Annotated in this window: 18 protein-coding genes and 1 tRNA gene; 12 read left to right on the top strand and 7 right to left on the bottom strand. The window is 63.8% G+C overall.

All coding sequences use genetic code 11. The features are described 5' to 3' along the window. Positions 1 to 10 precede the first annotated feature (10 nt). Positions 11 to 1,594, top strand: a complete 1,584-nt coding sequence (locus B7H23_RS11195; protein ID WP_094077478.1) for an L-aspartate oxidase — start codon at positions 11 to 13, stop codon at positions 1,592 to 1,594. Continuing rightward, positions 1,591 to 2,448 (top strand): carboxylating nicotinate-nucleotide diphosphorylase, encoded by an 858-nt coding sequence (gene nadC, locus B7H23_RS11190; protein ID WP_338044352.1) that lies wholly within the window; start codon positions 1,591 to 1,593, stop codon positions 2,446 to 2,448. The genes B7H23_RS11195 and nadC overlap by 4 nt, the downstream gene beginning before the upstream one ends. Here the strand turns inward: nadC and B7H23_RS11185 are convergent. After that, on the bottom strand, positions 2,445 to 4,757 hold the full coding sequence (locus tag B7H23_RS11185; RefSeq protein ID WP_094077476.1) for an FdhF/YdeP family oxidoreductase: 2,313 nt from the start codon (positions 4,755 to 4,757) through the stop codon (positions 2,445 to 2,447). The genes nadC and B7H23_RS11185 overlap by 4 nt on opposite strands. A gap of 158 nt (positions 4,758 to 4,915) precedes the next feature. Here B7H23_RS11185 and B7H23_RS11180 point away from each other — a divergent pair, with 158 nt between their 5' ends. Beyond that, a complete protein-coding gene (locus tag B7H23_RS11180; RefSeq protein WP_094077475.1) occupies positions 4,916 to 5,677 on the top strand; it encodes a sulfite exporter TauE/SafE family protein in 762 nt (253 codons plus the stop codon). A 98-nt stretch (positions 5,678 to 5,775) separates the two neighbouring features. On the opposite strand, the gene sciP is transcribed toward B7H23_RS11180, so the two are convergent. Continuing rightward, positions 5,776 to 6,051 (bottom strand): CtrA inhibitor SciP, encoded by a 276-nt coding sequence (sciP, locus tag B7H23_RS11175; RefSeq protein ID WP_094077474.1) that lies wholly within the window; start codon positions 6,049 to 6,051, stop codon positions 5,776 to 5,778. A gap of 236 nt (positions 6,052 to 6,287) precedes the next feature. Between sciP and mnmA the strand changes: the two genes are divergently transcribed. Beyond that, positions 6,288 to 7,472 carry a tRNA 2-thiouridine(34) synthase MnmA gene (gene mnmA / locus B7H23_RS11170; protein ID WP_094077749.1) on the top strand — a complete coding sequence of 395 codons (1,185 nt, stop codon included), beginning with the start codon at positions 6,288 to 6,290 and terminating at the stop codon, positions 7,470 to 7,472. Between the two features lie 33 nt (positions 7,473 to 7,505). Here mnmA and B7H23_RS11165 read toward each other — a convergent pair whose 3' ends face one another. Then, positions 7,506 to 8,471 carry a Gfo/Idh/MocA family protein gene (locus tag B7H23_RS11165; RefSeq protein WP_094077473.1) on the bottom strand — a complete coding sequence of 322 codons (966 nt, stop codon included), beginning with the start codon at positions 8,469 to 8,471 and terminating at the stop codon, positions 7,506 to 7,508. A gap of 366 nt (positions 8,472 to 8,837) precedes the next feature. Here B7H23_RS11165 and B7H23_RS11160 point away from each other — a divergent pair. The 3 genes from B7H23_RS11160 (at position 8,838) to xylA (ending at position 11,654) form a co-directional block, all read left to right on the top strand. Continuing rightward, positions 8,838 to 8,914: transfer RNA gene (locus tag B7H23_RS11160), tRNA-Met, on the top strand. 399 nt (positions 8,915 to 9,313) lie between these two features. Further along, a complete protein-coding gene (locus B7H23_RS11155; protein WP_094077472.1) occupies positions 9,314 to 10,345 on the top strand; it encodes a LacI family DNA-binding transcriptional regulator in 1,032 nt (343 codons plus the stop codon). A 13-nt stretch (positions 10,346 to 10,358) separates the two neighbouring features. Then, entirely contained in the window at positions 10,359 to 11,654 is a 1,296-nt protein-coding gene (gene xylA / locus B7H23_RS11150) for a xylose isomerase (protein ID WP_094077471.1), read from the top strand. A gap of 102 nt (positions 11,655 to 11,756) precedes the next feature. On the opposite strand, the gene B7H23_RS11145 is transcribed toward xylA, so the two are convergent. Together B7H23_RS11145 and B7H23_RS11140 are read right to left on the bottom strand one after the other, a co-directional pair. Further along, positions 11,757 to 13,157: a lysine N(6)-hydroxylase/L-ornithine N(5)-oxygenase family protein gene (locus B7H23_RS11145; RefSeq protein ID WP_094077470.1), complete on the bottom strand. Its 1,401-nt coding sequence runs from the start codon at positions 13,155 to 13,157 to the stop codon at positions 11,757 to 11,759. Continuing rightward, positions 13,154 to 14,260, bottom strand: coding sequence for an MFS transporter (locus B7H23_RS11140; RefSeq protein WP_094077469.1), 1,107 nt, complete (start codon positions 14,258 to 14,260; stop codon positions 13,154 to 13,156). Before B7H23_RS11140 ends, B7H23_RS11145 begins: the two co-directional genes overlap by 4 nt. 108 nt (positions 14,261 to 14,368) lie before the next feature. Here B7H23_RS11140 and B7H23_RS11135 point away from each other — a divergent pair, with 108 nt between their 5' ends. The 3 genes from B7H23_RS11135 to B7H23_RS11125 are packed head-to-tail and all read left to right on the top strand — an operon-like array spanning position 14,369 to position 18,638. Beyond that, positions 14,369 to 16,009, top strand: coding sequence for an IucA/IucC family protein (locus B7H23_RS11135; protein WP_094077468.1), 1,641 nt, complete (start codon positions 14,369 to 14,371; stop codon positions 16,007 to 16,009). Then, the gene (locus B7H23_RS11130; RefSeq protein ID WP_094077467.1) at positions 16,006 to 16,884 is read left to right on the top strand and encodes a GNAT family N-acetyltransferase; all 879 of its coding nucleotides are present in this window, start codon (positions 16,006 to 16,008) and stop codon (positions 16,882 to 16,884) included. Before B7H23_RS11135 ends, B7H23_RS11130 begins: the two co-directional genes overlap by 4 nt. Positions 16,885 to 16,886: 2 nt before the next feature. Next, positions 16,887 to 18,638: an IucA/IucC family protein gene (locus tag B7H23_RS11125; RefSeq protein ID WP_094077466.1), complete on the top strand. Its 1,752-nt coding sequence runs from the start codon at positions 16,887 to 16,889 to the stop codon at positions 18,636 to 18,638. On the opposite strand, the gene B7H23_RS11120 is transcribed toward B7H23_RS11125, so the two are convergent. After that, the gene (locus B7H23_RS11120) at positions 18,608 to 19,669 is read right to left on the bottom strand and encodes a siderophore-interacting protein (RefSeq protein ID WP_158215821.1); all 1,062 of its coding nucleotides are present in this window, start codon (positions 19,667 to 19,669) and stop codon (positions 18,608 to 18,610) included. The two genes, B7H23_RS11125 and B7H23_RS11120, sit on opposite strands and share 31 nt — an antisense overlap. Before the next feature lie 191 nt (positions 19,670 to 19,860). Between B7H23_RS11120 and B7H23_RS11115 the strand changes: the two genes are divergently transcribed. Together B7H23_RS11115 and B7H23_RS11110 are read left to right on the top strand one after the other, a co-directional pair. Further along, positions 19,861 to 22,071 (top strand): TonB-dependent receptor, encoded by a 2,211-nt coding sequence (locus B7H23_RS11115; RefSeq protein WP_094077464.1) that lies wholly within the window; start codon positions 19,861 to 19,863, stop codon positions 22,069 to 22,071. 71 nt (positions 22,072 to 22,142) lie between these two features. Beyond that, positions 22,143 to 23,387 carry an MFS transporter gene (locus tag B7H23_RS11110; protein ID WP_094077463.1) on the top strand — a complete coding sequence of 415 codons (1,245 nt, stop codon included), beginning with the start codon at positions 22,143 to 22,145 and terminating at the stop codon, positions 23,385 to 23,387. A 70-nt stretch (positions 23,388 to 23,457) separates the two neighbouring features. Here B7H23_RS11110 and tolA read toward each other — a convergent pair whose 3' ends face one another. Continuing rightward, entirely contained in the window at positions 23,458 to 24,513 is a 1,056-nt protein-coding gene (gene tolA / locus B7H23_RS11105; RefSeq protein WP_094077462.1) for a TonB family protein, read from the bottom strand. Positions 24,514 to 24,521: the final 8 nt, after the last annotated feature.

Below are 24,521 nucleotides of genomic sequence, written 5' to 3'. Positions count from 1 at the left end.
GATCGTGGGAATGACAGCGAGGATTGTCGAAACCGAGCGCGTCATCATTGTCGGCGCCGGATTGGCCGCGCTCTATGCGGCGCTCAACCTCGCGCCGCGGCCGGTCGTGCTGATCTCGCCGGAAGCGCTCGGCGAGGGTGCGTCCTCCGGCTGGGCGCAGGGAGGCATCGCCGCCTCGCTCGGTGAGGACGATGCGCCATCGAAACATGCCAGTGACACGGAAATCGCCGGCGCCGGCACGGTCGATCCCATCGTCGCGGCCTTCGTCACCGCTGCCGCGCCGGAGCATGTCCGCCATCTCACCGCCCTCGGCACGCCGTTCGACCGGCACGACAACGCCTATGTTCTCGGATTGGAAGCCGCGCACAGCCACCCCCGCATCGCCAAGGTGAAGGGCGATCAGGCCGGCCGTGCCGTCATGGCGACGCTAATCGAGAAGGTCGGCCAGACGCCATCGATCCAGGTTCTGACGAACACGCTGGCGAGCGGACTCGAAGTTCAGGACGGTCGCGTGACCGGCATCTTTATCGAACGCGCGTCCGAGCCTTCCACCGAGCCGGTTCTGCTGCGCGGCGCGGCGCATCTTCTGGCGGGGGGAGGCTCGGCCGGCCTCTACGCGATCACCACCAATCCGCCGCGCATCCGCGGCCATGTCATCGGCATGGCGGCCCGGGCCGGCGCGGTGATCGGGGATCCGGAATTCGTGCAATTCCACCCGACCGCCATCGATGCCGGTATCGATCCAGCGCCATTGGCAACCGAAGCGCTGCGGGGTGAGGGTGCGATCCTGATCAACCGGCATGGCGAGCGCTTCATGGAGGGTATTCACCCCGACATGGAACTGGCGCCGCGCGACATCGTGGCGCGCGCCATCTTCAGCCAGAGCCAGCAGGGTCTGCGCCCCATGCTCGATACGCGAGCGGCTTTGGGCGCCGAAATCCTGACGCATTTTCCCGCCGTCGCCGAGGCCTGTCATGCGGCGGGCATCGATCCCGTTGCCGAGCCGATCCCGGTCAACGCTGCGGCGCATTACCATATGGGCGGCATCGCGGCGGATGTGAGCGGGCGGACATCTCTCGACGGCCTTTGGGTCGCGGGAGAGGTGGCGTCCACCGGTCTTCACGGGGCGAACCGGCTTGCCTCCAACGGTCTTCTGGAAGCGCTGGTCATCGCCTCCAGCGCGGCCGAGGACATGGCAAAAGCGCTCGGCATTGCCGGAGAAAACATTGCGGAAGTCGAACTGGACTTCGAAGAGGGCGGGGCGCTGGCCGATCAATCGGCCGTTGCCGAACTGCGGCGGATCATGACCGAACATGTCGGCGTGGTGCGCGACGCGGACGGCATGAAGGCCGCCCTCAGAAAGATCGATGGGCTGGAGCGGCAGACCGCTGAGTCCGATGCATTTGCCAACATGATCGCGACGGCGACGTTGATCGCGGCAGCGGCGCTAAAACGCGAGGAATCGCGTGGCGGCCACTACCGTTCCGATTTCCCGGTGCCCGATCCAAAGCTGGCCGAGCGAACAAAGATGACGCTCGACGAAGCGCTTGCCATCCGCCGCGCGGCGATCGAACAGACGGAGCCGGCACAGTGAGCGATCCCCATATGCATGTGCCCGATCTTGTTCTGGAACCGATGGTGCGCAACGCGCTGCTGGAGGATATGGGCGCTTATGGCGACGCCACAACGCGCGCCGTCATCCCGTCCGGTACGACATGGCGGGCCGAAATGCGCGCGCGAGAAGCAGGCCGCATCTCCGGCATGGCCATCGCCGCGCTGGCTTTTCGGCTGGTCGATCCGCAGCTTGCCGTTTCGGTGATCATCGAGGATGGGCAGGCCTGCGAACCGGGCCAGAGCGTGATGACGATCGAGGGCGAAGCGGCGTCCATTCTCATGGGAGAGCGCGTGGCGCTGAATTTCGCCGGGCGGATGAGCGGGATCGCAACCATGACAGCGGCGTTCGTGGCCGAAGCAACGGGGACCGCGACGCGGATTACCTGCACGCGCAAGACGACGCCGGGTCTGCGCATTGCCGAGAAACTGGCGGTGCTACATGGCGGCGGCTTCAACCACCGCTATTCGCTATCCGATGCGGTTCTCATCAAGGACAATCACATCGCTGCGGCTGGCGGTGTCCGACCCGTGCTGCAGGCTGTCAAGGCCAGCGCCAGCCACATGATGGCGGTCGAGATCGAGGTCGATACGCTCGATCAGCTCGGCGAGGTGCTGGAGGAGGGCGGGGCGCACAACGTCCTGCTCGACAATATGGACACGCCGACCCTTGCCGAAGCCGTGCGGCTGGTCGATGGACGAATCAAGACCGAAGCGTCCGGCAATATGCGGCTGGAGCGTATCGCCGAAGTGGCGGCAACGGGCGTCGACTATATTTCCGTCGGCGCGCTGACCCATTCGGTTCGGACGCTCGATCTGGGGCTCGATTTCTCCTAGGCGCCGTCGCGTTCGATCCGCACCGGGATCGACTTGCTGGCCGGGGTCTTGGACTTCTCGTCGCCATGATCGAGCGCGATCAGCACGTTGCATTCGGGATAGTAGCCGGCAATCGTGCCGCGCGGAATATCGTATGGCGTCAGCGTTAGCCCGCCAAGCCGGCGATTGCCGCCATCGGGCGTGTCGTCATCGGAGACCAGAGCGACCGTATCGCCCGGCTCCAGCCCGGCTTCCGCGATGTCCGCTTCATTCATCAGCACCACATCGCGCGTGCCTTCGATGCCGCGGAACCGGTCAGAATAGCCGTAGATCGTGGTGTTGAACTGGTCGTTGGAGCGCAGCGTCACGAGAATGTAGCGGCCGTCCTTCTCCTCGAAATTGCGCGAATGCAGTTGTCCGGGCGTCGTGATGACCGCCTTGCCGCTTTCAGTTTCCCAGATGCGCTCATGGGCGGAATTGCCACGCCAGAAACCACCGGGCTGGAACAGGCGTTTGTTGTAATCCTGGAAATCGTCGGGGTAGCAGGCTTCGATCAAGTCGCGGACGCGCCCGTAATCGGCTGTCCATTCACCCCATTTCACCTTTGGATTGTCGGGCAGCGTCGCCTTGGCGAGGCCGGCGACGATGGCCAGTTCGCTCTTCAGACGATCGGATGCGGGCGTGCGCTTGCCGATCGAGCCGTTGATTCCGGAAAAGCTGTCCTCGACCGAAACGGCCTGGTTGCCCGTTGCCTGGCGGTCGATCTCGGCCCGGCCGAGGCAGGGCAGGATCCAGGCGCTCTTGCCCGGGAAGAGGTGGCTGCGGTTTAGCTTGGTCGAAATCATGACGGTGAGGTCGAGATCACTCCACGCCTGTTCGACGCGGTCGCTCTCCGGCAGCGCGCGGCAGAGATTGCCGCCGAGGCTGACGATTGCCTTCACCTTGCCATCCATCGCCGCCTGCAAGGCTTCGGTGATGACATAGCCCTCTTCCATCGGCGGTTCGAAGCCGAACAGTTCACGCAGACGGTCGTTCGGGACGAGGCTCGGCTTCTCCGTGATGCCGACGGTCCGCTGACCCTGCACGTTGGAGTGGCCGCGCACGGGGCAGCAGCCCGCGCCGTCCTTGCCGATATTGCCGCGTAGCAGCAGCAGATTCACCAGCATGGCGATGTTGAGCGCGCCATGGCTGTGCTGCGTCAGGCCCATGCCATAGACGCCGATCACGCGCTCGGACGAGATGTAGATGTGGCCAGCTTCGCGCAGATCGCTCTCGGAAAGGCCGGATGCCTTTTCGATCTCCTCCCAGTCGGTCGCGCGGGCGAATGCGATGAATTCGTCGAAGCCCGTGGTGTGCTGCGCGATGAATTCATGGTCGATGATCGCCGTTCCGTGGCTGCGCCGCGCCTCGTCGTCCTTCTCGATCACATATTTGCAGAGGCCGAGAATGGCCGCGACATCGCCGCCGGATTTCAGCTGATAATAGCGGTCGGAGATCTTCGTTTCCGCGCCGGTCGCCATTTCGACCGGACTTTGCGGATTGACGAAGGACACAAGACCCTGTTCGCGGATCGGATTGAAGGTGACGATCTTCGCGCCACGCTTTTTCGCCTCGGCCAACGGATGCAGGAAGCGCGGCGCGTTGGTGCCGGGGTTCTGGCCGAAGAAGAAGAAGGCGTCGGCCTTCTCCAGATCATCCCAAATAATGGTCCCGACCGACGAGCCGATCACCTCCTTCAGGCCGACCGAGGTGGTTTCGTGGCACATGTTGGAGCTTTGCGGCAGATTGTTGTGGCCGTAGAGGCGGGCGTAAAGTCCGTAGAGAAATGATGCTTCCAGTCCGGCATGGCCGGATGCGTAGAAGACCGTCGATTTCGGATCGAGCGCCTTCAACCTGTCGCCGATGGCTGCGAAAGCCTCGTCCCAGCTTGCGCGGACATAGGTGTCGCTCCCCGCGTCATAGCGCATCGGCTCGGTCAACCGGCCGGTCATCTCCAGATCGTGATCGTTCCAGTCCCGCAACTCGGTGACGGTATGGCTTTCGAAGAACTCCGGCGTGCAACGATCCTTCGTCAGTTCCCAGATCGTGGCTTTGGCGCCATTCTCGCAAAACTCGAAGGCGTGGTAATTTTCCGGCTTCGGCCAGGCGCAGGACACGCACATTGTGCCGCCCGGCTTGTTGAGGCGGCGCAGCGTGTCGGCGACACCGAATTCCGGGTTTGCCTCTTCGGTGATTTCGGCGATGCCGCGCATCGAACCCCAGCCGCCGGCCGGAGCGTCGTAGCGTGGTTTGGCTCCGCGATCGGCAAGTTTCTTTGCATGTTCGGTCATCGCCTGTCTCCGCCGCCCTTAGCTGTGCGAAGAAGACTGGGGCAAGGGGCAGGCTGGACAAGGCGGTACGCCGAAAGTTAATCCACCCTCTGCGACCGGGCGTACTTAGCAAATCGGTGCCCGGGCGGCAGGAGCAATCCGTCGCGATCCGGGGTTTCATGATTACACTCGAACTGCTGGTGCTGCTCTTCGCCGCCTTTATCGTCGGTCTGTCGAAAGGCGGTATCGCGGCGGCGGCCACGCTCGCCGTGCCGCTCGTCGCTTTTTTCATGGACCCGCTCTCGGCGGCCGCGTTGCTATTGCCCATCTTCATCGTATCGGATGCGGTCGGCGTCTGGCTCTATCGCCGCGAATGGGATGGCTGGAACCTGAAAGTCCTCATTCCCGCCGGATTAATCGGCGTTCTGGTTGGCACACTGGTCGAGCCGTTCGTTCCGGTCGCGACCTTCACCCTGGCAACCGGGCTCATCGGTCTCGGCTACTGCATGCGCGCCTGGCTGGCCCGTTCGGCGACCGCGCATACGCCGCGTCCGCCATCTCTGCCGCGCGGCGTCTTCTGGGGCATTCTGACCGGGCTGACATCCTTTGTCAGCCATTCCGGCGCGCCGCCCTATCAGGCGTTCGTGCTGCCACAGAAGCTGCCCAAAATGGTCTTCGCCGGCACGACGACGATCACCTTCGCAGCGATCAATCTTTCGAAACTGCCGGCCTATCTGTCGCTGGGTCTGATGGATGCTGACGATACCGGGCTGGTTGCCATGCTCTGTATCGTCGCCATCGCTGGCACCTATGCCGGTCGCCGCCTCTCCCAATGGCTGAGTGAACGGAGCTACGTGCTGGTCATCCAGGTTCTGCTGTTCGTGCTTTCAGTGCAATTGAGCTGGACGGGCGCCCGCGCGCTTCTGTCCGGCATGGCCTAGCCGGACGTTCCCACGAACCTGGCCGAGTAGGATATGGGAAAAACGCCCCGCCGTTTTGAACAGCGAGGCGTTTTTCGTTTTCGTAAAAGATGGATCGTCTAATGACGGTATTGCTGAATGCGCGTGGTGCGCAGTCCCGCCAATCCATAATCGTCGATCGAGGCCTGCCAGGACAAATACTCTTCCATGGACAGGTGATAGCGCTGACACGCTTCCTCCAGCGAAAGAAGACCGCCGCGCACCGCGGCGACGACTTCGGCTTTTCGACGGATGACCCAGCGCCTGGTATTGGTCGGTGGAAGGTCGGCAATAGTCAAAGGGCTGCCATCGGGACCGATGACATATTTTACACGTGGGCGAGCCAGTTCGGTCATTGTACACTCTACACAAATTCAAGACCAATCCTGAGAAGAATATGCGCTGGCTCTTAAGAAGCGCCTAACCGGCCGATAAGCCTTTCTTTAGACTGGTAAACCGAATGTCTGAATTTCGGTAAGGATTGGACGGTCCCGACGTGCCATTGCGAGACGCCCGATTGGCGTTCGCGGATCAATTCGCCTATATCGCCCTCAGACGATTGCCGATCACCACAATGCGGGACGCGAGCGACATGAACAGCCTCGATCTGCCAAAAGCGCCGGAGGATACGCGCGTCGTCGTCGCCATGAGCGGCGGCGTCGATTCCTCCGTCGTGGCCGGCCTTCTCGCTGCTGAAGGCTATGATGTGATCGGCATCACGCTGCAGCTCTACGATCATGGCGAAGCAACCAAGCGCGCCGGCTCGTGCTGCGCCGGCCAGGATATCGACGATGCGCGCCGCGTCGCCGAGCATCTGGGCATTCCCTATTACGTGCTGGATTACGAGCGCCGCTTTCAGGAAGCGGTGATCGACACCTTCGCCCACAGCTACGTGTCCGGTGAAACGCCGGTGCCCTGCATCGCCTGCAACCAGACCGTCAAATTCGCCGACCTGCTGGCGACGGCCAAGGATCTCGGCGCCGATGCGCTGGCCACGGGCCATTACATTTCCAGTCGCCAGGAAGGCGCCCATCGCGCGCTCTACCGGCCCGTCGACGACAGCCGCGACCAGAGCTACTTTCTGTTCGCCACCACGCAGGAGCAGGTGGACTATCTGCGTTTCCCGCTCGGCGATCTGCCGAAGTCGCGGGTGCGTGAACTGGCCGACGAAATGGGTCTCGCCATCGCCGCCAAGCCGGACAGCCAGGATATCTGCTTCGTGCCACAGGGCCGATATTCCGACATTGTCGCCAAACTGCGCCCCGACGCCGCCGAACCGGGCGACATCGTCCATCTGGACGGCCGGGTGCTGGGTCGGCATGACGGCATCATCAATTATACGGTCGGTCAGCGCCGGGGCATTGGCGTGGCGACCGGCGAGCCGCTCTATGTCGTCGCGGTCGATGCCGAACGGGCGCGGCTGATCGTCGGCCCGAGCGAGGCGTTGGAAACGCACCGGGTCCATCTGCGCGACGTCAACTGGCTCGGCGATGCGCCAATCGAGGAAATGGCCGGCAAAGAGGGCATGAGCGTCGTCGCTCGCATTCGCTCCTCGCGCCCGCCCAAGCCGGCGCAGCTTCATGCCGGCGGCGATGGCGTCTATGTCGATCTGCAGGGCGAGGCAGGTGTCGCGCCAGGTCAGGCCTGTGTCATCTATGCCGATGACGGGCCGCGTGCGCGCGTTCTCGGTGGCGGCTTCATCCAGCGCGGCGAACGGAGCGCTGTTGCCGAAGAAGCGCTGGCGCGTCTGGCAGGCGAGACCGTCGCCGCGGAATAGGGCTATCGGCCTTCAGCCCGATCTTGCGAGCCGCTAGCGGTCCGTCCGGTCGTGGCTCACCGTACCCGCCGTCAGGATCTTCAGCACGTCGATTGCTTCATGACCGTCGGCGCGGGGCGCGTTGCGCGTGCGGACGCAGTCGATGAAATGCTCCAACTCGCGCGTCAGTGGCATGCCGGCCTCGACGGGCAGATATTCCGGCTCTTCCTGCGTCGCCGCCCAGGCCCCGTTGTCCTGCCAGAGCGTGTGACGGTAGAGCGCGAGCTTGCGGTGCTGCGGTTCGACATCGTCGAAGACCGCCATCGCCTTGGTGCCGACCACCGAAAGCCGGCGCTCGCGATAGGGGTTCAGGCGTGAGGCGAAAAGATGGCCCTTCAGCCGGTCGGAAAAGCGCATGTGCAGATGGGCGAAATCCGAAAGGTGGTCGAGCATGGCCGCGCCCTCGCCATGCACGTCGACCGGCGCCTGGCCAGTGAGCGCCAGGATCATCGACAGATCGTGCGGGGCCAGATCCCAGAGCGCGTCGTTCTCGGTATGGAACTTGCCGAGACCGACGCGATGGGAGTGAATGTAGCGCAGTTCGCCCAGAACACCGTCATCGACCAGCTTCTTCAACCCTTCGAACGCGGGGTGGAAACGTAGCACGTGACCGACCATGAAGATGCGGTCCGCTTCCCTGGCCAGCGCCACCGTCGCCTCGGCATCGGCCACCGAAAGGGCGATCGGCTTTTCCACCAGCACGTCCTTGCCGGTGCGGATGGCAGCCATGGCCGTCTCGGCATGGAATTGGGGGGGCAGAGCCAGCACCAACGCATCAAGCTCATCCGACTCGATAGCCTGCTGCGGCGTCAGGCCAGGAACGTCATATTCGCTGCCGAATCCTTCCGCCCGCGCCGCATTGATATCGGCGACCGCGGCCAGATGGCCGAGCGAGGCGAGGGTGCGGATGTGATTGCTGCCCCAATAGCCGCAGCCAATGACGCCGATGCGTGGTTTCATGTCGAGCGAAGGTCCTCAAAATATGAGGTGTTTCTATGCGGTGCCTCCCATCGGGGCAAGTCGCGGCGTCCAGTAGAGGGGCGCCTGGAAGATTTTTCCTAGGCAATTGACTATGCTGACGATTTCGGGACGTTGAAGGCAGGCTGGTCACGTCATCTGACACTCTGCCATAGGATGTGACCGGCACCATGTCGTTCGAAGATGCAACTGTCGCTGGCCTTGCGGAGCGGGCGGTTTGTACCTTCGGCCGGCGATCTTTTCGGCATCGTATCGCAGGCGCTTGACAGTGGAGGGAAGGCGCTTCTATATCCGCCGCACTTCGCGGCGCCGCGGTATGACCGACCGCGCGATTTTCAAGGCGTCCGGGGCGGAGTAGCTCAGTCGGTTAGAGCAGAGGAATCATAATCCTTGTGTCGGGGGTTCGAGTCCCTCCTCCGCTACCATCATTGCAGTGTTCGGCGGATCGCATGGCCTATGGATCACGGATCAGAGGCTTCGCTCGTTTGTTCCTGATGTCCGCGCTCCTTTTCCGCTTGCCTCGTGTCACGTGTCATTCGCGTCGGTCGACGGTAAACGATCGAGCATGCGCCATGCAGGGGATCGGTGAAGCAATAGCGTGAGTGATACTCGCGCCGCGCCATGTTGGACACCGCGGTCCATGCGCGTGGCGGTCGCTCATGCGAGTGGCCATCGCCTTCACAAGACAAGCAAACCGACGATCATCAACGGGTGATATCGCAACTGCCTTCCGCATACGCCTACGAACAAATGATTGACGTCTATCATTTTGCTCTCTAGCCTCATTTCGCAGTCGCTCGGAGAACCGTGTCCCAGGAGGATGGATGAGAACGCCGACGCTTCATGACGTCGCGCATCTGGCCGGCGTCAGCTATGCCACTGCCGATCGGGTGCTGAACCGGCGCGGCAATGTCGCCGAGAAATCCGTCCGCAAGGTCGAGGATGCTGTCCATCAGCTCGGCTATGTGCGCGACATCGCAGCCGCCAATCTTTCCCGGAAGCGGCGCCAGCGGCTCGCTTTCGTCCTGCCGCGCCGGAGCCATCCCTTTTTCGGACGCATGCACGAGCAATTGACCAGAGCGCTCCCGCATTTGCGCACGGCCCGGGTCGAGATCGACATCGTCGACTTCGAAGCGTTCGATGCCGCCTCCCTAGAAGCAGCAATATCGGGTCTCGCCGACCGGGGCTATCACGGCATTGCCGTTGCAGGTCACGGGCGGGCGGCGACGCAGATGCTGAAGGCCATGCGCGAAGCCGGAACCCGGATCGTCTCGCTCGTTTCAGACAGGCCCGAAGAGAGCCGCGACCATTACATCGGGATCGACAATGTGAAAGCAGGGCGAACGGTCGCGCGCCTTGTCGGGATGGCCCATGCGGGGCAGACGGGGCGCGTCGTGCTGGCTGCCGGATCGATGGGCGCGAGCGACCATGCCGACCGCATCGCGGGATTTCGGGACGTCATGGCGCGCGACTTCCCCTCGATCGCCATATCGGACGTCATCGAGACGCGCGACCGCTCCGATCTGATGCACACGCGGCTACGCGAAGCCCTGACCGAAGTCGACGCCACGGCGATCTACAATGTCGGGGCCGGCAATGAAGGGCTGATCGAAGTGGCGCGGACGGCCGAAGGACGCCGCCCCTTCACTGTCGTCCACGAACTTTCGGCTCCGTGCCGCGAGGCGCTGGAGGAAGGCACGGTCGATGTCGCCATCGACCAGCGTCCCGAAATCGAGACGAGTCGCGCCATCGCATGGCTCCGCGCCGTCGTCGACGATCTTCCTCCACCGCCCGCGCCGGAACTGATCCCCGCGATCTATGTCCGTGACAATCTTCCCGACGATTCTCTTCTTTAGGAAAGGCGCATCGATGACCGACTTCTTTCAGGACCTGAAACCATTGCGCTTCGACCCCGACGGGGCCGATCTTGCGTTCCGGCACTACGATCCGGACGAAACGCTAATGGGTAAGCGGATGGAAGACCATTTGCGCTTTGCTGTCGCCTACTGGCACTCCTTCGCCTGGCCCGGTGGCGACCCGTTCGGCGGGCAGACATTTCAACGGCCCTGGTTCGGCGACACGATGGAACTGGCCCGCCTCAAGGCCGACGTCGCTTTCGAGATGTTCGATCTGCTCGGCGTTCCGTTCTTCTGTTGGCACGACGCCGATATCCGCCCGGAAGGCGACAGTTTCGCAGAGAGCCGCCGCAATCTGGAGGAGATGACCGACTATCTCATGGATAAGATGGAAGGGCGGAAGACGAAGCTTCTCTGGGGCACGGCCAATCTGTTCTCGCACCGCCGTTTCATGGCCGGCGCGGCCACAAATCCCGACCCCGAGATCTTCGCCTGGTCTGCCGCCACAGTGAAGCTGTGCATGGATGCAACCCGAAAGATGGGGGGGCAGAACTACGTGCTCTGGGGCGGACGCGAGGGCTACGAGACGCTTCTCAACACCGACCTCAAGCGAGAACGCACGCAGGCCGGGCGCTTCCTCCAGATGGCCGTGGAGTACAAGCACAAGATCGGTTTTGAAGGCGCGATTCTGATCGAGCCGAAACCGCAGGAACCCACCAAGCATCAATATGATTACGACGTCGCGACCGTCTACGGCTTCCTCAAGGATTTCGGGCTAGAGAACGAGGTGAAAGTGAACGTCGAGCAAGGCCATGCGATCCTTGCGGGCCACTCCTTCGAACACGAGTTGGCGCTGGCCGCGGCTCTCGATATTTTCGGCTCGATCGACATGAACCGGAACGACTACCAGTCGGGCTGGGATACCGATCAGTTTCCGAACAACGTGCCGGAAGTCGCATTGGCCTATTACGAGGTCCTTAAGGCCGGTGGTTTCACGACGGGCGGCACCAATTTCGACGCCAGGCTTCGCCGGCAATCGCTGGATCCGGTCGATCTCGTCGCGGCCCACGCCGGCGCTATGGATGTCTGCGCGCGCGGGTTGAAGGCGGCAGCTGCCATGCTGGAGGACGGCACCCTCGAGACGATGCGCGCCGAACGGTACGCCGGGTGGGATGCGCCGGAAGGCAAGGCCCTTTTAGAGAGCGATCTGGAGAGCATCGCGGCTTCGGTCGAGGCGGACGGGATCGATCCGCAGCCGCGCTCGGGCCGTCAGGAGATTCTGGAGAGCATCGTCAACCGCTTCGTTTGAGAGCGGAATGGGGAGAATGGGAATAAGGACCATTACGGGATCGACTCCGTTTCCGGCGCAGTTCACGGGGCGATGAGAAGCCTTCCAATTCCTGGGATGCGATTACGACAGGGCGGCTGATTGCGGTCGCCGGCGGGACGGTCCACGCGTCGGCCATGCCGTCAACTGGCTGTCGGTCGAAGTGACCGAACCGTTCATTCGCGGCTGCCAGCCGGTATCGCCAGCCTGTCTCTGCCATGCGACCATGGGCCTTTCTTCGGTTTCGCCGAGGTCGTAGACCCGGCGGCCCGCAAAATCGTTCAAGATGACGGCGCTACGCCAGGCCGCCATCGAAAGCTGCGGGTCGATCACGCCATAGGAGCGTCGGCCTTGATTAAGGCCGTAGATGGGGTTTGCATCGGGTCCATCCCAGAGCGCCCGGTAACGATCGCCAAGCGCCAGCGCTCCATCCGGTTCCAGAGCAAGCCGTTCTGCCAGAGGATCGAGGCAGGAAGGGATAGCCGGACGATAGCCTGTCGCGAGAATCACCAGATCGGCCTGTGAGGTTTCGCGCTCGCCATTGGCGGTTTCCGAGACGACGGTCCGGCCATGGCCCGACGACTGGACGCGAACGACCTCGCGCCCCGGAAAGAGAGAAACATCGTGACGCCCATGCAGGTGGCGTCGCTGGTAAAGCAGGCGGTAGATCCCATCGGCAGTGGAAGGGGTCAGCCCGTCGCTGGCGAATTTCTGCGAGGCGAGGGCGCGCGCCTGCAGGTCCGGCGCCATGGTCCTGTAAGCCGCCAGATAATCCGGCGTGAAGAACTGATCGACGAGACCGCCTTCCTGCAAGGTCCAGAAGCCGTCGCGGCGGCTGAACCAGGATAGCGACGCCGGCGACCGGTCATAGTCCTGCTGAAGCAGGTGCAGAACGATCTCCGCGCCAGACTGGCCGCCGCCGATCACCGCGATGCGCCGTCCAGCGATATTTGGCTTTATGACAAGATATTGGCTGGCGTGAAAACAGTCCGGCCCGGTCGTCACACTCGGCGGAACCATCGGCTCGTGGCCGGTGCCGACCGCCAGTGCGCGGCAGAAGCAGTCGGGCCGGTTTGCGAATCGTAGTCGGAATTGCCCGTCGACGAAGTCGGCCTCCTCGACACCGGCATCGAGATGGGTGGAGCCGAGGCCGTCGGCGGCCCATGCCAGGTAATCGCTGAATTCCTGACGCGACACCGTATCGAACCGCGCCGCCATGAAATCGAAGAAGCGACCGTTCTCGACGAGATAGTTCAGAAAACTCCACGGGCTGGTCGGGCAGACCGGTGTAACGAGGTCTTTTAGCGGCGAGGTCTGCAGGACCGCATCCGAAAAGGTCAGTCCGGCATGCCAGGCCACGCTCGCGCGCCGTTCGAAGAAGGCGGAGGACAGGCCCTTAACGCCATCGGCCAGGGCAGCAAGGCTCAGATTGAAAGGGCCGAGCCCGATCCCCGCCAGATCAACCATAATGGTTCGTTCGTTCATGGTGCGCTTGTCCTCGTGAGTGATAAAAAGGGTAGTGCGACGATCATCGTCATGGCTGCCAGAACGATTGCGATGCCGGGGCCGGCCATCAAAGCCGCCGACCCGGCGAACGCGCCGGCAGCCAGCCCGGCGGTCGAAACGGTCGCATTCCAGGCCGCTTGGCCGATCCCGCGTTCGCCCACGCGAGTGACGGCGCAATGCAGATTGCAGGTCAGGAGCATCGCGCCGGCTGCACCGACACAGGTGGACAGACCGATGACAACCGTCGGCGTCGGCACCAATGCGATCGTGAGAAGCGCCGCGCCGCCGCCGATCGCCGCGATGCGCAGTCCGATGCGGTCCAGTCTGGCCGTCAGAAAACGATGGGCCAGAAGCAGGCCGATATTGGCCGCTGCCAATGCCAGGCCGGCAATCGTGGCTGCCGAAAGATCGTCATATCCCGGCTGAGACACCAGGAGCGGGGCAAGCGACACATGCGCAATGCCAAGGCTGGTCTGAACGATGAAGGGCAGTATCAAGGCCTGCCCATCGGGCGGCAGGAGAGCAGGCATTTGCCGCTCTGTCCTTGTAGCCTTTGTCTGCGGGGCGATCCTGGTAAAACTCCAGATCGCGCCGGCAATGGCCGGTATGACCGGCAGGACGATACTCACAGCCGCCAGCGGGCCGACACATGCGGCGCTTGCCGCCCGGCCGATGCCGCCGAAGGATTGGGTTCGTGCGAGGCGGTCGCGTGACCGGTTCTGGTCCGAGAGGCTGGCAACCTGTGCATGGATCAGCAATGTCGCGGCCGCTACACCCTGGCAGAACCGTAAGGCGAGCAGGGCGGCGAGTGCAACGAGCGGCGCGACCGGCTGAACGAAAAGAGCGGCCAGCCCGAACGAGCAGAGAATCGTTGCGAAAAGGGCAGGCCGGATCAGGCTCGCACTGCCTATCAGTCCCACCAGTGGAATAGCGAGCGTCGCAGCCACCATGCCGAACGCCACCGCCATCCCGACGGTCGAATGCGACAGGTCCAGATGCGCGGCGATCAGCGGCAGCATGGCTATGAGCGCCGTCTGCTGAAAGCCGTGTCCAATGAGCGCCGGGGCGAGTGGATTGTTCATGCGACGGAAAAATTCACACCCACCACCTGCCGTCAAGAAAAATCTTGACTCTAACTATCATATTTATATTTTGCCGATCATCCGCTGCCGAGAGAGGGCTGTTTTGCGATGCAGGAAATCGCCGATATTCCGTCTTTGAACGGGTTTCTGAACGCCGCGCTTCGGGAAGGCGCCCTTGCTCGCGTGTGCTTTGCCGGCGGGCAAATGCGCTTTGACGCACCTGGCGGCCTACCATGCACGGTCTGCGTGGAACGGCGCAGCCGATTCCGCTGCCGGTTCTCCGGGCCCGTCACCATCGACGCCTCCTCCGCAACGATCGAGGATCTGCTGCGTCACCTCACCCAGCAGGTCGATCCCGCCTTCCAGGGCCGGGTGATGGATAGTCTGAAGACGGTCCGCGACACGGCGGACGCTATCGGCGATCCGGAGGGGTGGAATTTCCAGGACTGCGAAACGGCTCTGCGGTTCGGCCATGTGCTGCACCCGAACCCGCGCAGCCGCGACGGTTTGAGCCGCAAGGAATCCGCGATCTACGCGCCGGAAGCGGAGGCATCGTTCGCGCTCTGCTGGTTCGCCGTCGATCCGGCTTCGGTGTATTCCGGCGGGATCGCCCATGAAGGTTTCGGCGCGCTTGCGAAAGCCGACCGGATCGACGTTCCGCCCGGCCGGTTCGCCTTTCCGTTTCATCCCTTGCAGCTTTCTCGGCTGATCGGAACGACGGCCTTCGGAGAACTGGCGGAGACCGGTGTGATCGCTCCGCTCGGGCCGGGGCGTGCGGAATGGAGCGCCACTGCCTCGATGCGGGCGGTTCACGCGTTTCATGCACCTTATATGGCGAAGTTCTCGCTGAGTGTTCGGCTGACCAACTCGCTGCGTCTGCTATCGCAGCGCGAGGTTCTACGCGGCCTACACGTCACCGATCTTCTAAAGAGCGAGATCGGCGCGCAGATCGCCGATGCCTTCCCCGATCTGACGATCCTCACCGAGCCGGCCTATGCGGCGTTGAGGAGCCCGAAAGGAAGGGTCCTTACCGAGAGCATCGCGGTGCTGCGCGACAATCCCTACCAGGACAGCGCACTGGCCGGGCCGATTGTTCTTGCCGCACTCTGCGAGACGCCGCGCCGTGGGCTGTCGCCGGCCGGGCGTATCGTCCGGCGGCTGGCAAGGGGCAACGATACAGCCGGTATCGCACTTCGCTGGTTCGACAAGTTTCTGGACCAAGCGATCCTGCCTGTCCTCGAAATGCGCGCGCGGTGGGGCCTTCTTTTCGGATCGCACCAGCAGAACATGATGCTGAAACTGCGCGATGGCTGGCCGTGCGGTGTCGTCATTCGCGACTGTCAGGGCACCGGCCACCTCGCAGCCTTTCACGATCGGCTCGCTGCGGTCTGCCCCGGCATCGGGGAAGGCGCGGAAAACATCGTTCATGAGGAGGAGGGCGACGGCCTTCTCACCTATTACGTGGTCGTGAATTCCGTGATGAACATGCTGGCGACCCTCACTCTCGACGGTCTGGCGGACGAAGAGGCGCTCTACGCTGTCTGGCAGCGTTTCCTGGAACGCGCCGCCAGAAAGACGCCCGGCGATCCGACGCTTTATCGGCGGCTGATCCAGCGGCCGGGCCTGACGGCAAAGGCCAATTTCGCCACCTCGCTGTCCGGCATCAACGAAGCCGACGGGGGAGCCGACGGCCAACTTGCCCAATTCATCGAACTGCAAAACCCCATCGCCCGAAGTGAGGCCGCATGACCGCCATTGACCTGCCTTCCGCCATCGCTACGCCGCCGATCTTCGATTTGTGGCTGCAGATCGACGCTCTCTTTGCCGAAACCGGAGAGGACCGCATCGAACTGTCGTTGGAGTGGCTAATGCGCGGCGACATCGCCCTGCACGATCTGCGTTGCGGCATTTCGAACGACTGCACGATCATCGTGGACCGGATCGACTTCTATCAATCGGCGGGCCTCTGGACGAACCGTCCGCCGGCCGTTCCGCCCGCCAGCGGTCTTGTGCCGGGACCTGACGGGCGCGATCATCCCCGGCGACCGGCCAAGCCCGTCGGACAATTCTACGAACGATACGACCGGGAGGCCCGCTGCGTCGTCAGTTTCGATGTGCTGACGATCGGTAGTCATCTTTCGCTATTCCATCGTTGGCAGAACGATCCGCGCGTCGCCCATTTCTGGGAAGAGGACAAATCGAAAGAGGACCTTGCCGCCTATCTGGCCGAACGCATCGCCAATCCGGGCGTATTGCCGGCCATTGCCAGTTTCGACGGCGACCCTGCCGGCTATCTGGAGTTCTACTGGGCCCGGGAGGATCGTCTGGGCGCCTATTACGACTCCCACCCCTGGGATCGCGGCTGGCACGGGCTGATCGGGGAGCGGCGGCATCTGGGCCGCATGAAGACGGCCGCCTGGCTGCGCTCGCTGACCCACTATCTCTTTGTGGACTGCCCGCTCACCGAGAAGATTGTCGGCGAGCCGCGCGCCGACAATGTCAAACTTCTGCGCTACACCGATCCGCTGGCCTACCGAAAGATCCGCGAGTTCGACTTCCCGCATAAGCGGGCCGCTCTGATGCATTGCTATCGCGACGAGTTCTTCGCCAAGGTGAGGTTCTGAGCGTGGACCATATCGTCACCTTCGAACGCTTCCAAAGGGTGGGGCGGCGCTGGCTCGCCAAGGCGGTCAGCGAACTGGCCTGGGAAGAGGTTTTCGGCTGCAGCGAAAGCCGGCTGGAGCTGACGTCGGGCGTTGTCTACACCTATCGCGCGGTCCGCCGCATCTGGGGCAATCTGGACATCGACGCGACGACCATTCGCCGCGATGGAGACGAGCCGGACCCGCTGCAATTCGTCATCGATGCGCGCGACGAACTGGGCATGAACCCGGCGACCGAAGCGATGTTTCTGCAGGAGTTGAAGAACACGCTGCGCCAGGATTGCGCCATCGATGTACGCTGGGGAAAACGGACCGCCGACGAACTGACCGATCTGCCGACGGACAGCCTTCACGCGGCACTCGAGGGCCATCCGAAAGCGGTGGCGAATAAAGGCCGGCTCGGATGGGGTGTGGACGATCTGGCGCGGTACGGGCCGGAAAACGGAGCGCCGATCCGCTTGGAATGGCTGGCGCTCGATCCGGGTCGGGTTCGGCAGGGCCGGGGTGCCGGCATCGAAAGTGAGTGCCTTCTGCGCTCCGCGCTCGGCGATGACCAGACGAGGCGTCTGCTGGCTGAAGCGGGCGGAACGGAGCGCGTATTCATGCCTGTTCACCCCTGGCAATGGGACCATTGCCTTGCGCAGAGCCTTGTCGCCGATATTGCGGAAAACCGCGTCGAGCGGCTCGGACCCTTCGGTCCGCCATTCGTCGCCTCTCCCAGTCTCCGAACGCTGGTCCCGAAAGATGGCGGGCCATATGAAATCAAGCTGGCGCTCGGCATTCTGAACACTTCGGCCTGGCGCGGCATGCCGGGCAAATATATCGAGCAGGGTGCGGCGATCTCCGACTGGGTCGCCGACATTGTCGCCGCCGATCCGGTCACGGCGCCGTTCGTGACCGTGCAAAAGGAAGTGCTGGGCCTGTGGTGGGACGACCCGCTGATGGCGCAGGCGCCCGACGCGCCCTATCGCTGGCATGAGACGCTCGGCGCGATATGGCGGCAGAACGGCGAATTTCTTCTGCCGGGCCGGCGCGTGCTGATGATGGCGGCGCTCTTCCACGAGGGTGCCGACAACGAACCTCTGGCTGCCGCCTTCGCCCGCAAGGCCGGCCTGCCGCTGGAAGAGTGGCTGCGCCGTCTGTTCGAAGTCAGCGTCGTGCCGCTCTGGCATATTCTCTGCCGTTACGGCCTTGCCTTCATCGCGCATGGCCAGAACATCAATGTCGTGCTGCACGCCAATGTGCCGGTCGGCATCACGGTGAAGGACTTTCAGGGCGACCTCGATCTGGTCGATCGGGACTTTCCCGAAGCGGAAAGCCTGCCGCCCGCGGCGCGCGCCGTGCTGCCCCGCAAGCCGCCGGCCTACATCGTGCACAACATCCAGACGGCGCACTTCGTAACCGTGCTGCGCTTCCTGTCGGCCGGTCTGGCGCGGCGTGGGCTTCTGCCCGAAGATCGGTTCTACGCGCTTTTGCGGCAGGTGCTCCACGCCTATATCGCCGCCCATCCCGAACTTTCAGATCGGTTCGCGCTTTTCGATCTCTTTCAGGCGAAGATGCCGCGCGTTGCGATCAACCGCGTGCGCTTCCAGATCGGCTATGAGGATTCGGCCGCCCGGCCGCTGCCGGCGCGCGGCACCGATCTGGACAATCCGCTCGCCGCACCGTTGGAGCCCGCTGCGGACTACGACGCGGTGTCATCGGCGGCCCAATAGGACGCGGCGCGAAATTCCGACCTGTTCAGACCGCGTGCGGGCAAGGCTCGGCGAACGAGTTCGACATCGGACCGTTCGCCGGCAAACCAGACAAAGCGATCGGAGGACGGAATATCCATCGCCTCGACGGCATCGGGCAAGGTCTGGCCGTTACCGCGCACCAGCCAGCGGATCGTCATGCCCGACGGCGCGGCAAGCCTCTGGATGTCGTCCTCGTGACCGATCATGATCGTGGCGGCGCCGCGCGTGTCATCGGGAGCGGAGGCCAGGATGCGGGCGATGGCTGGCAGAGCGGTTTCATCGCCGAAAAGGCCGAGCCATCGCGCTTCGGGATACCAGCCGCCGCCGGGCCCCATCAGTGCGAGGTGCTCGCCCGGATGCGCCGTTTCGCACCATGCGCTGACCCGTCCATTGTCATGGACCACAACATCGAATTCCATTTCGCCACGGTCCGGGTCGATCTGGCGGACTGTATAGACAGGCCGATGCCAGGCGCTTCTGCCTCCCGGCCATTGCGTTCGTCCGTCTTCGCCAATGGCCGGCCATTCTCCGATATGGTCGGATGGCGCGAAGAGAAGCCGGAAATGAAGACCGCCTCGAGAAAATCGCCCCAGAGATGGATCGGCGATCCGAACGCGAAAATAGGAGGGAGAGATACGCGATACCGCCAGGACGGTCGCAAAGGTTATATTGGCGGGAAGGGCGCCCGGCTCGGCCAGGGACCAGACCCGTTCGACCGCTTCGCCAAAGCGACCATCAATATTGCGCTCGACCGTTTCCTGCAGCGTATGAAGCGTCGCACGATCCGGGGCGCTGAGTGTCAGCCGAACCCCATCCCGTTCGCTGGATAGGACAATTCGACCGCTTGGCGTCGTCAGCGTCAGTCGCCCCTCGCCATCGATCATCGGCAGTCCGAGCTGGTGACCCTTTGACCGAAACAGTTCGAAGAGACTGCCTTGATGCCGCTCGATGAGCGTTGCCGTCTCGAATAGTTGGGCTGCCGCTCCGCTCACTGCCGTATCCGTAGTCACCGCTTCTGCTCCATCTTCGTTGCCGCCCGAGAGGTTCCGGCGGCGTCCCTGTTGCGCCGATGCAACAGCGCCGATGCCAGCGCGCTCCCTCGATTGATTATTCTTGACTCTGTAAGTCATAATTAGTCAAAGCTGACTACAGCAATCATGTTAATACGGCAAGCTGTTGGGTCTGCCGGTTGAGGGGAATCATGCGTTTTCAAGTCAGTGTTATCGCGATCTGCCTGAGCCTGAACGGCACCGCCGTATCGGCGCAGGCGCTGGAGGATGAAGCGGCGGGCGACGATGCCGCCATCGCGTCCTCGGGCGATACGACCCTGCTCGAGACGATCGTCGCCACGGCGGGACGGCGCCACAGCGAGATCGCCAATGTGGCGCAGAATGTCAGTGTCATCCAGCGCGAGGAGATCGAGCGGCTGACGGTCGGCTCCAACGATGCGGCGCACCTCGTTTCCAGGCTGGTGCCGGGCTATCAGCCGGACAACCAGACGATCAGCGGCGCGTCCGAAAGCTATCGGGGTCGCTCGATCCTGATCCTTGTCGACGGGGTGCCGCGCACCACGCCGTTGCGCAACAACACACGCATTCTCTCCCTGATCGATCTGGATACGGTCGAGCGGGTCGAGATCGTCAGCGGAGCATCGAGCCTCTACGGGGCGGGCGCGACGGGCGGCGTCATCAACTTCATCACCAAACGCGGCGAGGACGAGACGCCCCGCTGGACCGTCGAAACGCGCGTTGAAGCGCAGACGGCGGATCTGGCCGATTCCGCATCGCCGTCCACCACCGTCTCCGTCGAGGGCCGGCGCGATGCCTTCGACTACTTCCTCTCCGCTTCCGGCGACTGGTCGCGCCGGCTCTATGACGGCAAAGGCGATGAGTTGGCGTCTGACGGTCTGCTCGGTCAGGGCGGCGGCGACCGCACCGGCAAGGGCAATCTGTTCGGCCGTTTCGGCTATGAGGTGGATGCGCGCCGCTTCGACCTGTCCTTCGACTGGACCTACGCCGAACAGCGACCCGGCTTCTACACCGATTATTCCGGTACGCGCGTGCGGCCCGACTATTCCGACCCCTACACCGGCGAGCCGCTGGTCGAGGACAGCAAATATGTCACCGCCCGCTATACCGATGACGCCTTCGTGCTGGGCGGGCTGGAACTGACGGCGTTCTACAACGACATCGAGAAGCAGTCGCCCGAAACCCGCCTGAGCGCGGTCAATCCGTCCGTCCTTCTGACGGGACTGAACCAGACGGTCCTGGAAGGACAGCGCTTCGGTCTCGGCGCCACGGTGCGGACGCCGACGGATCGCATCGTCGAGGGCTCGCAGCTGATCTGGGGCGCCGACTACACTTTCGATCACATCACGCAGAGCCAGGTCGGCTCCGGCGACGATGTGGCCGCGCCGCTCAACCAGCACCAGCTCGGCCTGTTCAGTCAGGTGGCGGTGCCCGTGCATGACCGGCTCCGCCTGTCCGGCGGCGTCCGCTTCGATGCATTCTGGCTGGAGGTCGAGGACTTCACACGTCCGGCCTACACGGTCTCCGGCTTCGCGATTCCCCTGCCGGCCATCGATGTCGGTGGCGGCAATTTCGACTACCAGCAATTCACCTTCAATGCCGGCGCGGTCTTCGACGTCACCGAGGACGCCCAGCTCTACGGCAATTTCTCGCAGGGCTATGCGCTGGCCGATATCGGCGCCTTCACGCGGCGGGCCGGCGTCAATGGCGGCTTCTTCGGCGCCGAATTCTGCGACGCCTACGCGGCCTTCTGCCGTCTGGGGCCGTCCGACTTCTTCATCAGCTATGCCGACATCGCGCCCGAACCGCAGCTCGTGAACACGTTTGAAGGCGGCGTGCGCGGCGATTGGGGGCGCTTCCGCGCTTCCGCATCGGCCTTCCTGTCCCTGTCGGAGAACGGCCTGACCTACGATGCCGGCACCAACACCGTCACCCAGCAGAAGGAACGCATCTGGGGCGGCGAACTGACCGCCGCCTTCGATGTGACGAGCGCTTTCACGGTCGGCGGCACGGTCGGCTATGTCGAAGGGGAATACGATTCCGACGGCGATGGCAGGATCGACGAAGACCTGCCGAACAATCGCATCGCGAGCACCTGGAAGAGCAATCTCTTCGCCAGCTATGCCTTCGCCAACGGCATCGACACGCGGGCCGATGTGGAACTCTTTTCCGGTCGCGACCGGCTGAGCAACGACGAGATCGACGGCGCTGCCCTGCTGCACCTGTCGGCGCAAAAGACGTTCAACAACGGCCACAAGCTCAGCCTTGGCGTCTTCAATGTCCTCGATACCGATTACGCCAATCCGACGGCCACCGCCACGCGGGGCGCGGAGGTACCCGGCCTCGGGCGGACCATCGCCTTTTCCTACAAGGCGGTCTTCTAAAGGATGATGCGAAAGGCTTGCCCGGCTCTGCCGCCGTCGCAAGATGAGAGACCGGGAGAAAGGGGAGCGGCATGGCGGTGACGGTTGAGGCCGACAAACCGGCGAAGACGCGGCGAGGGCCGCTCTTCGCCACGCTTGCCGGCCTCTACATCGCGCAGGGCATTCCCACTTATTTGATCGCCGCTGCGCTTCCGCCGACATTGCGGGCGGCGGGGGTCTCGCGCAGCACCATCGGCCTGTTCTCGCTGCTGATGCTGCCGCTGGTGCTGAAATTCGCCTGGGCGCCACTGGTCGACCGGCTGAGCCCGCTGCCGCGCCTCGGCCATCGCCGCGGATGGATCGTGCCGACCCAGTTGCTAACGGTGGGCGGGATCGCGGCCATGGCCTTCATCGAGCCGACCGACATCATGGCCCTCTTCGTCATGTGCATGCTCATCGCGCTGGCGATGTCGACGCAGGACATCGCGACCGACGGATATGCGACGCGGCAATTGTCACCGGCCAACCGGGCCGTCGGCAATGCGATCCAGGGCGGCTCCGTGGCGTTCGGCGTCGTCATCGGCGGCACGCTGTCGCTGATCCTGTTCGAATATTTCGGCTGGCGGGCAACGCTGCTGACCGTCGCGGCGCTCTGCCTCATGCCGCTTCTGGTGCTGCCCTTCATGCGCGAGGAAGCAGATCGCGAGCGGGCGCAGCGCGCGCGTCCGTCGCTACGCGCCTTCTTCCGCCGCCCCGAAGCGCGCATGATCCTGATCGTCGCCCTCGTGTTCCGCGCCAGCGAAGGCCTGGTGAAGGCGATGGAAGGCCCATATCTCGTCGATATCGGCCTGCCGCTCTCCTGGATCGGCTATCTGTCCGGCTTTTCGGCCGCGACCGCCGGCCTGATCGGGTCCATCGTCGCCATCGGTCTGATCAAGACCCACGGCAACACCAGAGCGCTGATTTCTCTCGGCGCGCTGCGGACAATCTGCTTTGCGCTTTTTGCGTTTCACGCCACCGGCCTGGTGGAGCAGAACAGCCTGGTGATCGGCGCGGCGGCGTTCCAGACCTTCATTCGCTACATGGAGATCGTCGTGCTCTATTCGATCTATATGAGCGTGGCCTCGACCGACCAGCCGGGTACGGATTTCACCATTCTCGCCTGCGCGCAGATTCTCATCTATCTCCTCGGATCGAGCCTGTCGGGGCTGATCGCCGATCATGCCGGCTACGGGGTCCTCTTTACCCTGGCGACCGCGCTGTCCGCTCTGGCCGTCTTCATCGTCGCGCGCTTCCTGGCGGGCCGGCAGACGCCGGAAACGGTGTCCCCTTCCTGACATTTCTCATTGGCTCGTTGCTCCACCGGAGGACGGCGCGTCGCTTTGCGGCCGACAAGCGCGGGAAGTCTCAGCGGACCTTGATCGGGACCGTGAAGGACCAGGAGGATCGTCCCGCTTCGGACGGGATCGGCGGGAAGGGCGCGGCGCGGCGCACCGCATTCAGCGCGGCGCGGTCGGCGGCGGACGAGCCGGAACTTCTCGATATACGCGCGCCGTTCAGACCGCCGCCGCGGCCGACCGTGAAGGTGACGTGAACGGTTCCGCGCGCTCCCCCGGTCACCCGGCTGGCGATGCGTGAGCGGACGCGGCCCGGATAGCGGCGAACGGCCGACGAATTGCGTGAAGCTCTCTGGGTGGAGGCTTGCTGGCTTCGGTTGCCCTGACCTCTCCGTTCGGTCGTCCGCTGGCTCGCCGCGCGTCTGGTCTGGCGCGGCTCCGCCTTTGCGGTGCTCGCCTTTCGGGCGTCCGTCCTGCGGGTCGTCTTCGCCTGTCGGCTTTCTGCGGCGCGCTGTCGCGCCCGCTCCGCCGTCCGGCGCTCGGCGGAGCGCTGCTGGTCCGCTCGGGCGATTGCCTGGCGCGCGGCCTCCTGTGCTGCGGCGTCGTTTGGGCGGGTGATCGGCAACGGCATTTCCACCAGTTCGCCGAGATCCTCCGCAACAACGGTTTGGCTGACTGCCTCCGACGCGATCGCGGGTTGGACGTCTGCCGGCTCCATCGCCGCCAGAGTCTCGACAGGACCGGCATCCGGTGCGTCGTCCGATTGCGGAAGAAGGGTGTCGGCCTCGGCCATGACGGGTTCGGCGGGCTCCGTTTCCACCGCCTGGGCGGAATCGGTTTCGGCGGGGACGGCATCGACCGTCTCATCCGGCGGTGCGGTGTCTTCGACCTCTTCCACGGGCGCTTCAGCGCTGTCGTCTGCCGCCGCCTCGTTGCCGTCAGGATCGAGAGCTTCGCCGGACGGGGCAGGGGCGAACAGCGCTTCGGCCGTCTGGATCGTCGCGACCGAGGGTTCGCTTTCGGGAGGGGACGAGGCCGGTGCGGCGAAAAACAGCGCCAGATGAAGGAGGACGGAGGCAGCGAGGGCGCCGCCCAGACCAAGCCGACCGAGAGAGACAGTCACCATGGCGGCAC

This window comes from Notoacmeibacter marinus (genome assembly GCF_002238045.1).
Taxonomy (GTDB): Bacteria; Pseudomonadota; Alphaproteobacteria; order Rhizobiales; family Rhizobiaceae; genus Notoacmeibacter; species Notoacmeibacter marinus.
The sequence above is the reverse complement of the archived record's forward strand: the minus strand, read 5'-3'. Positions and strand labels throughout refer to the sequence as shown.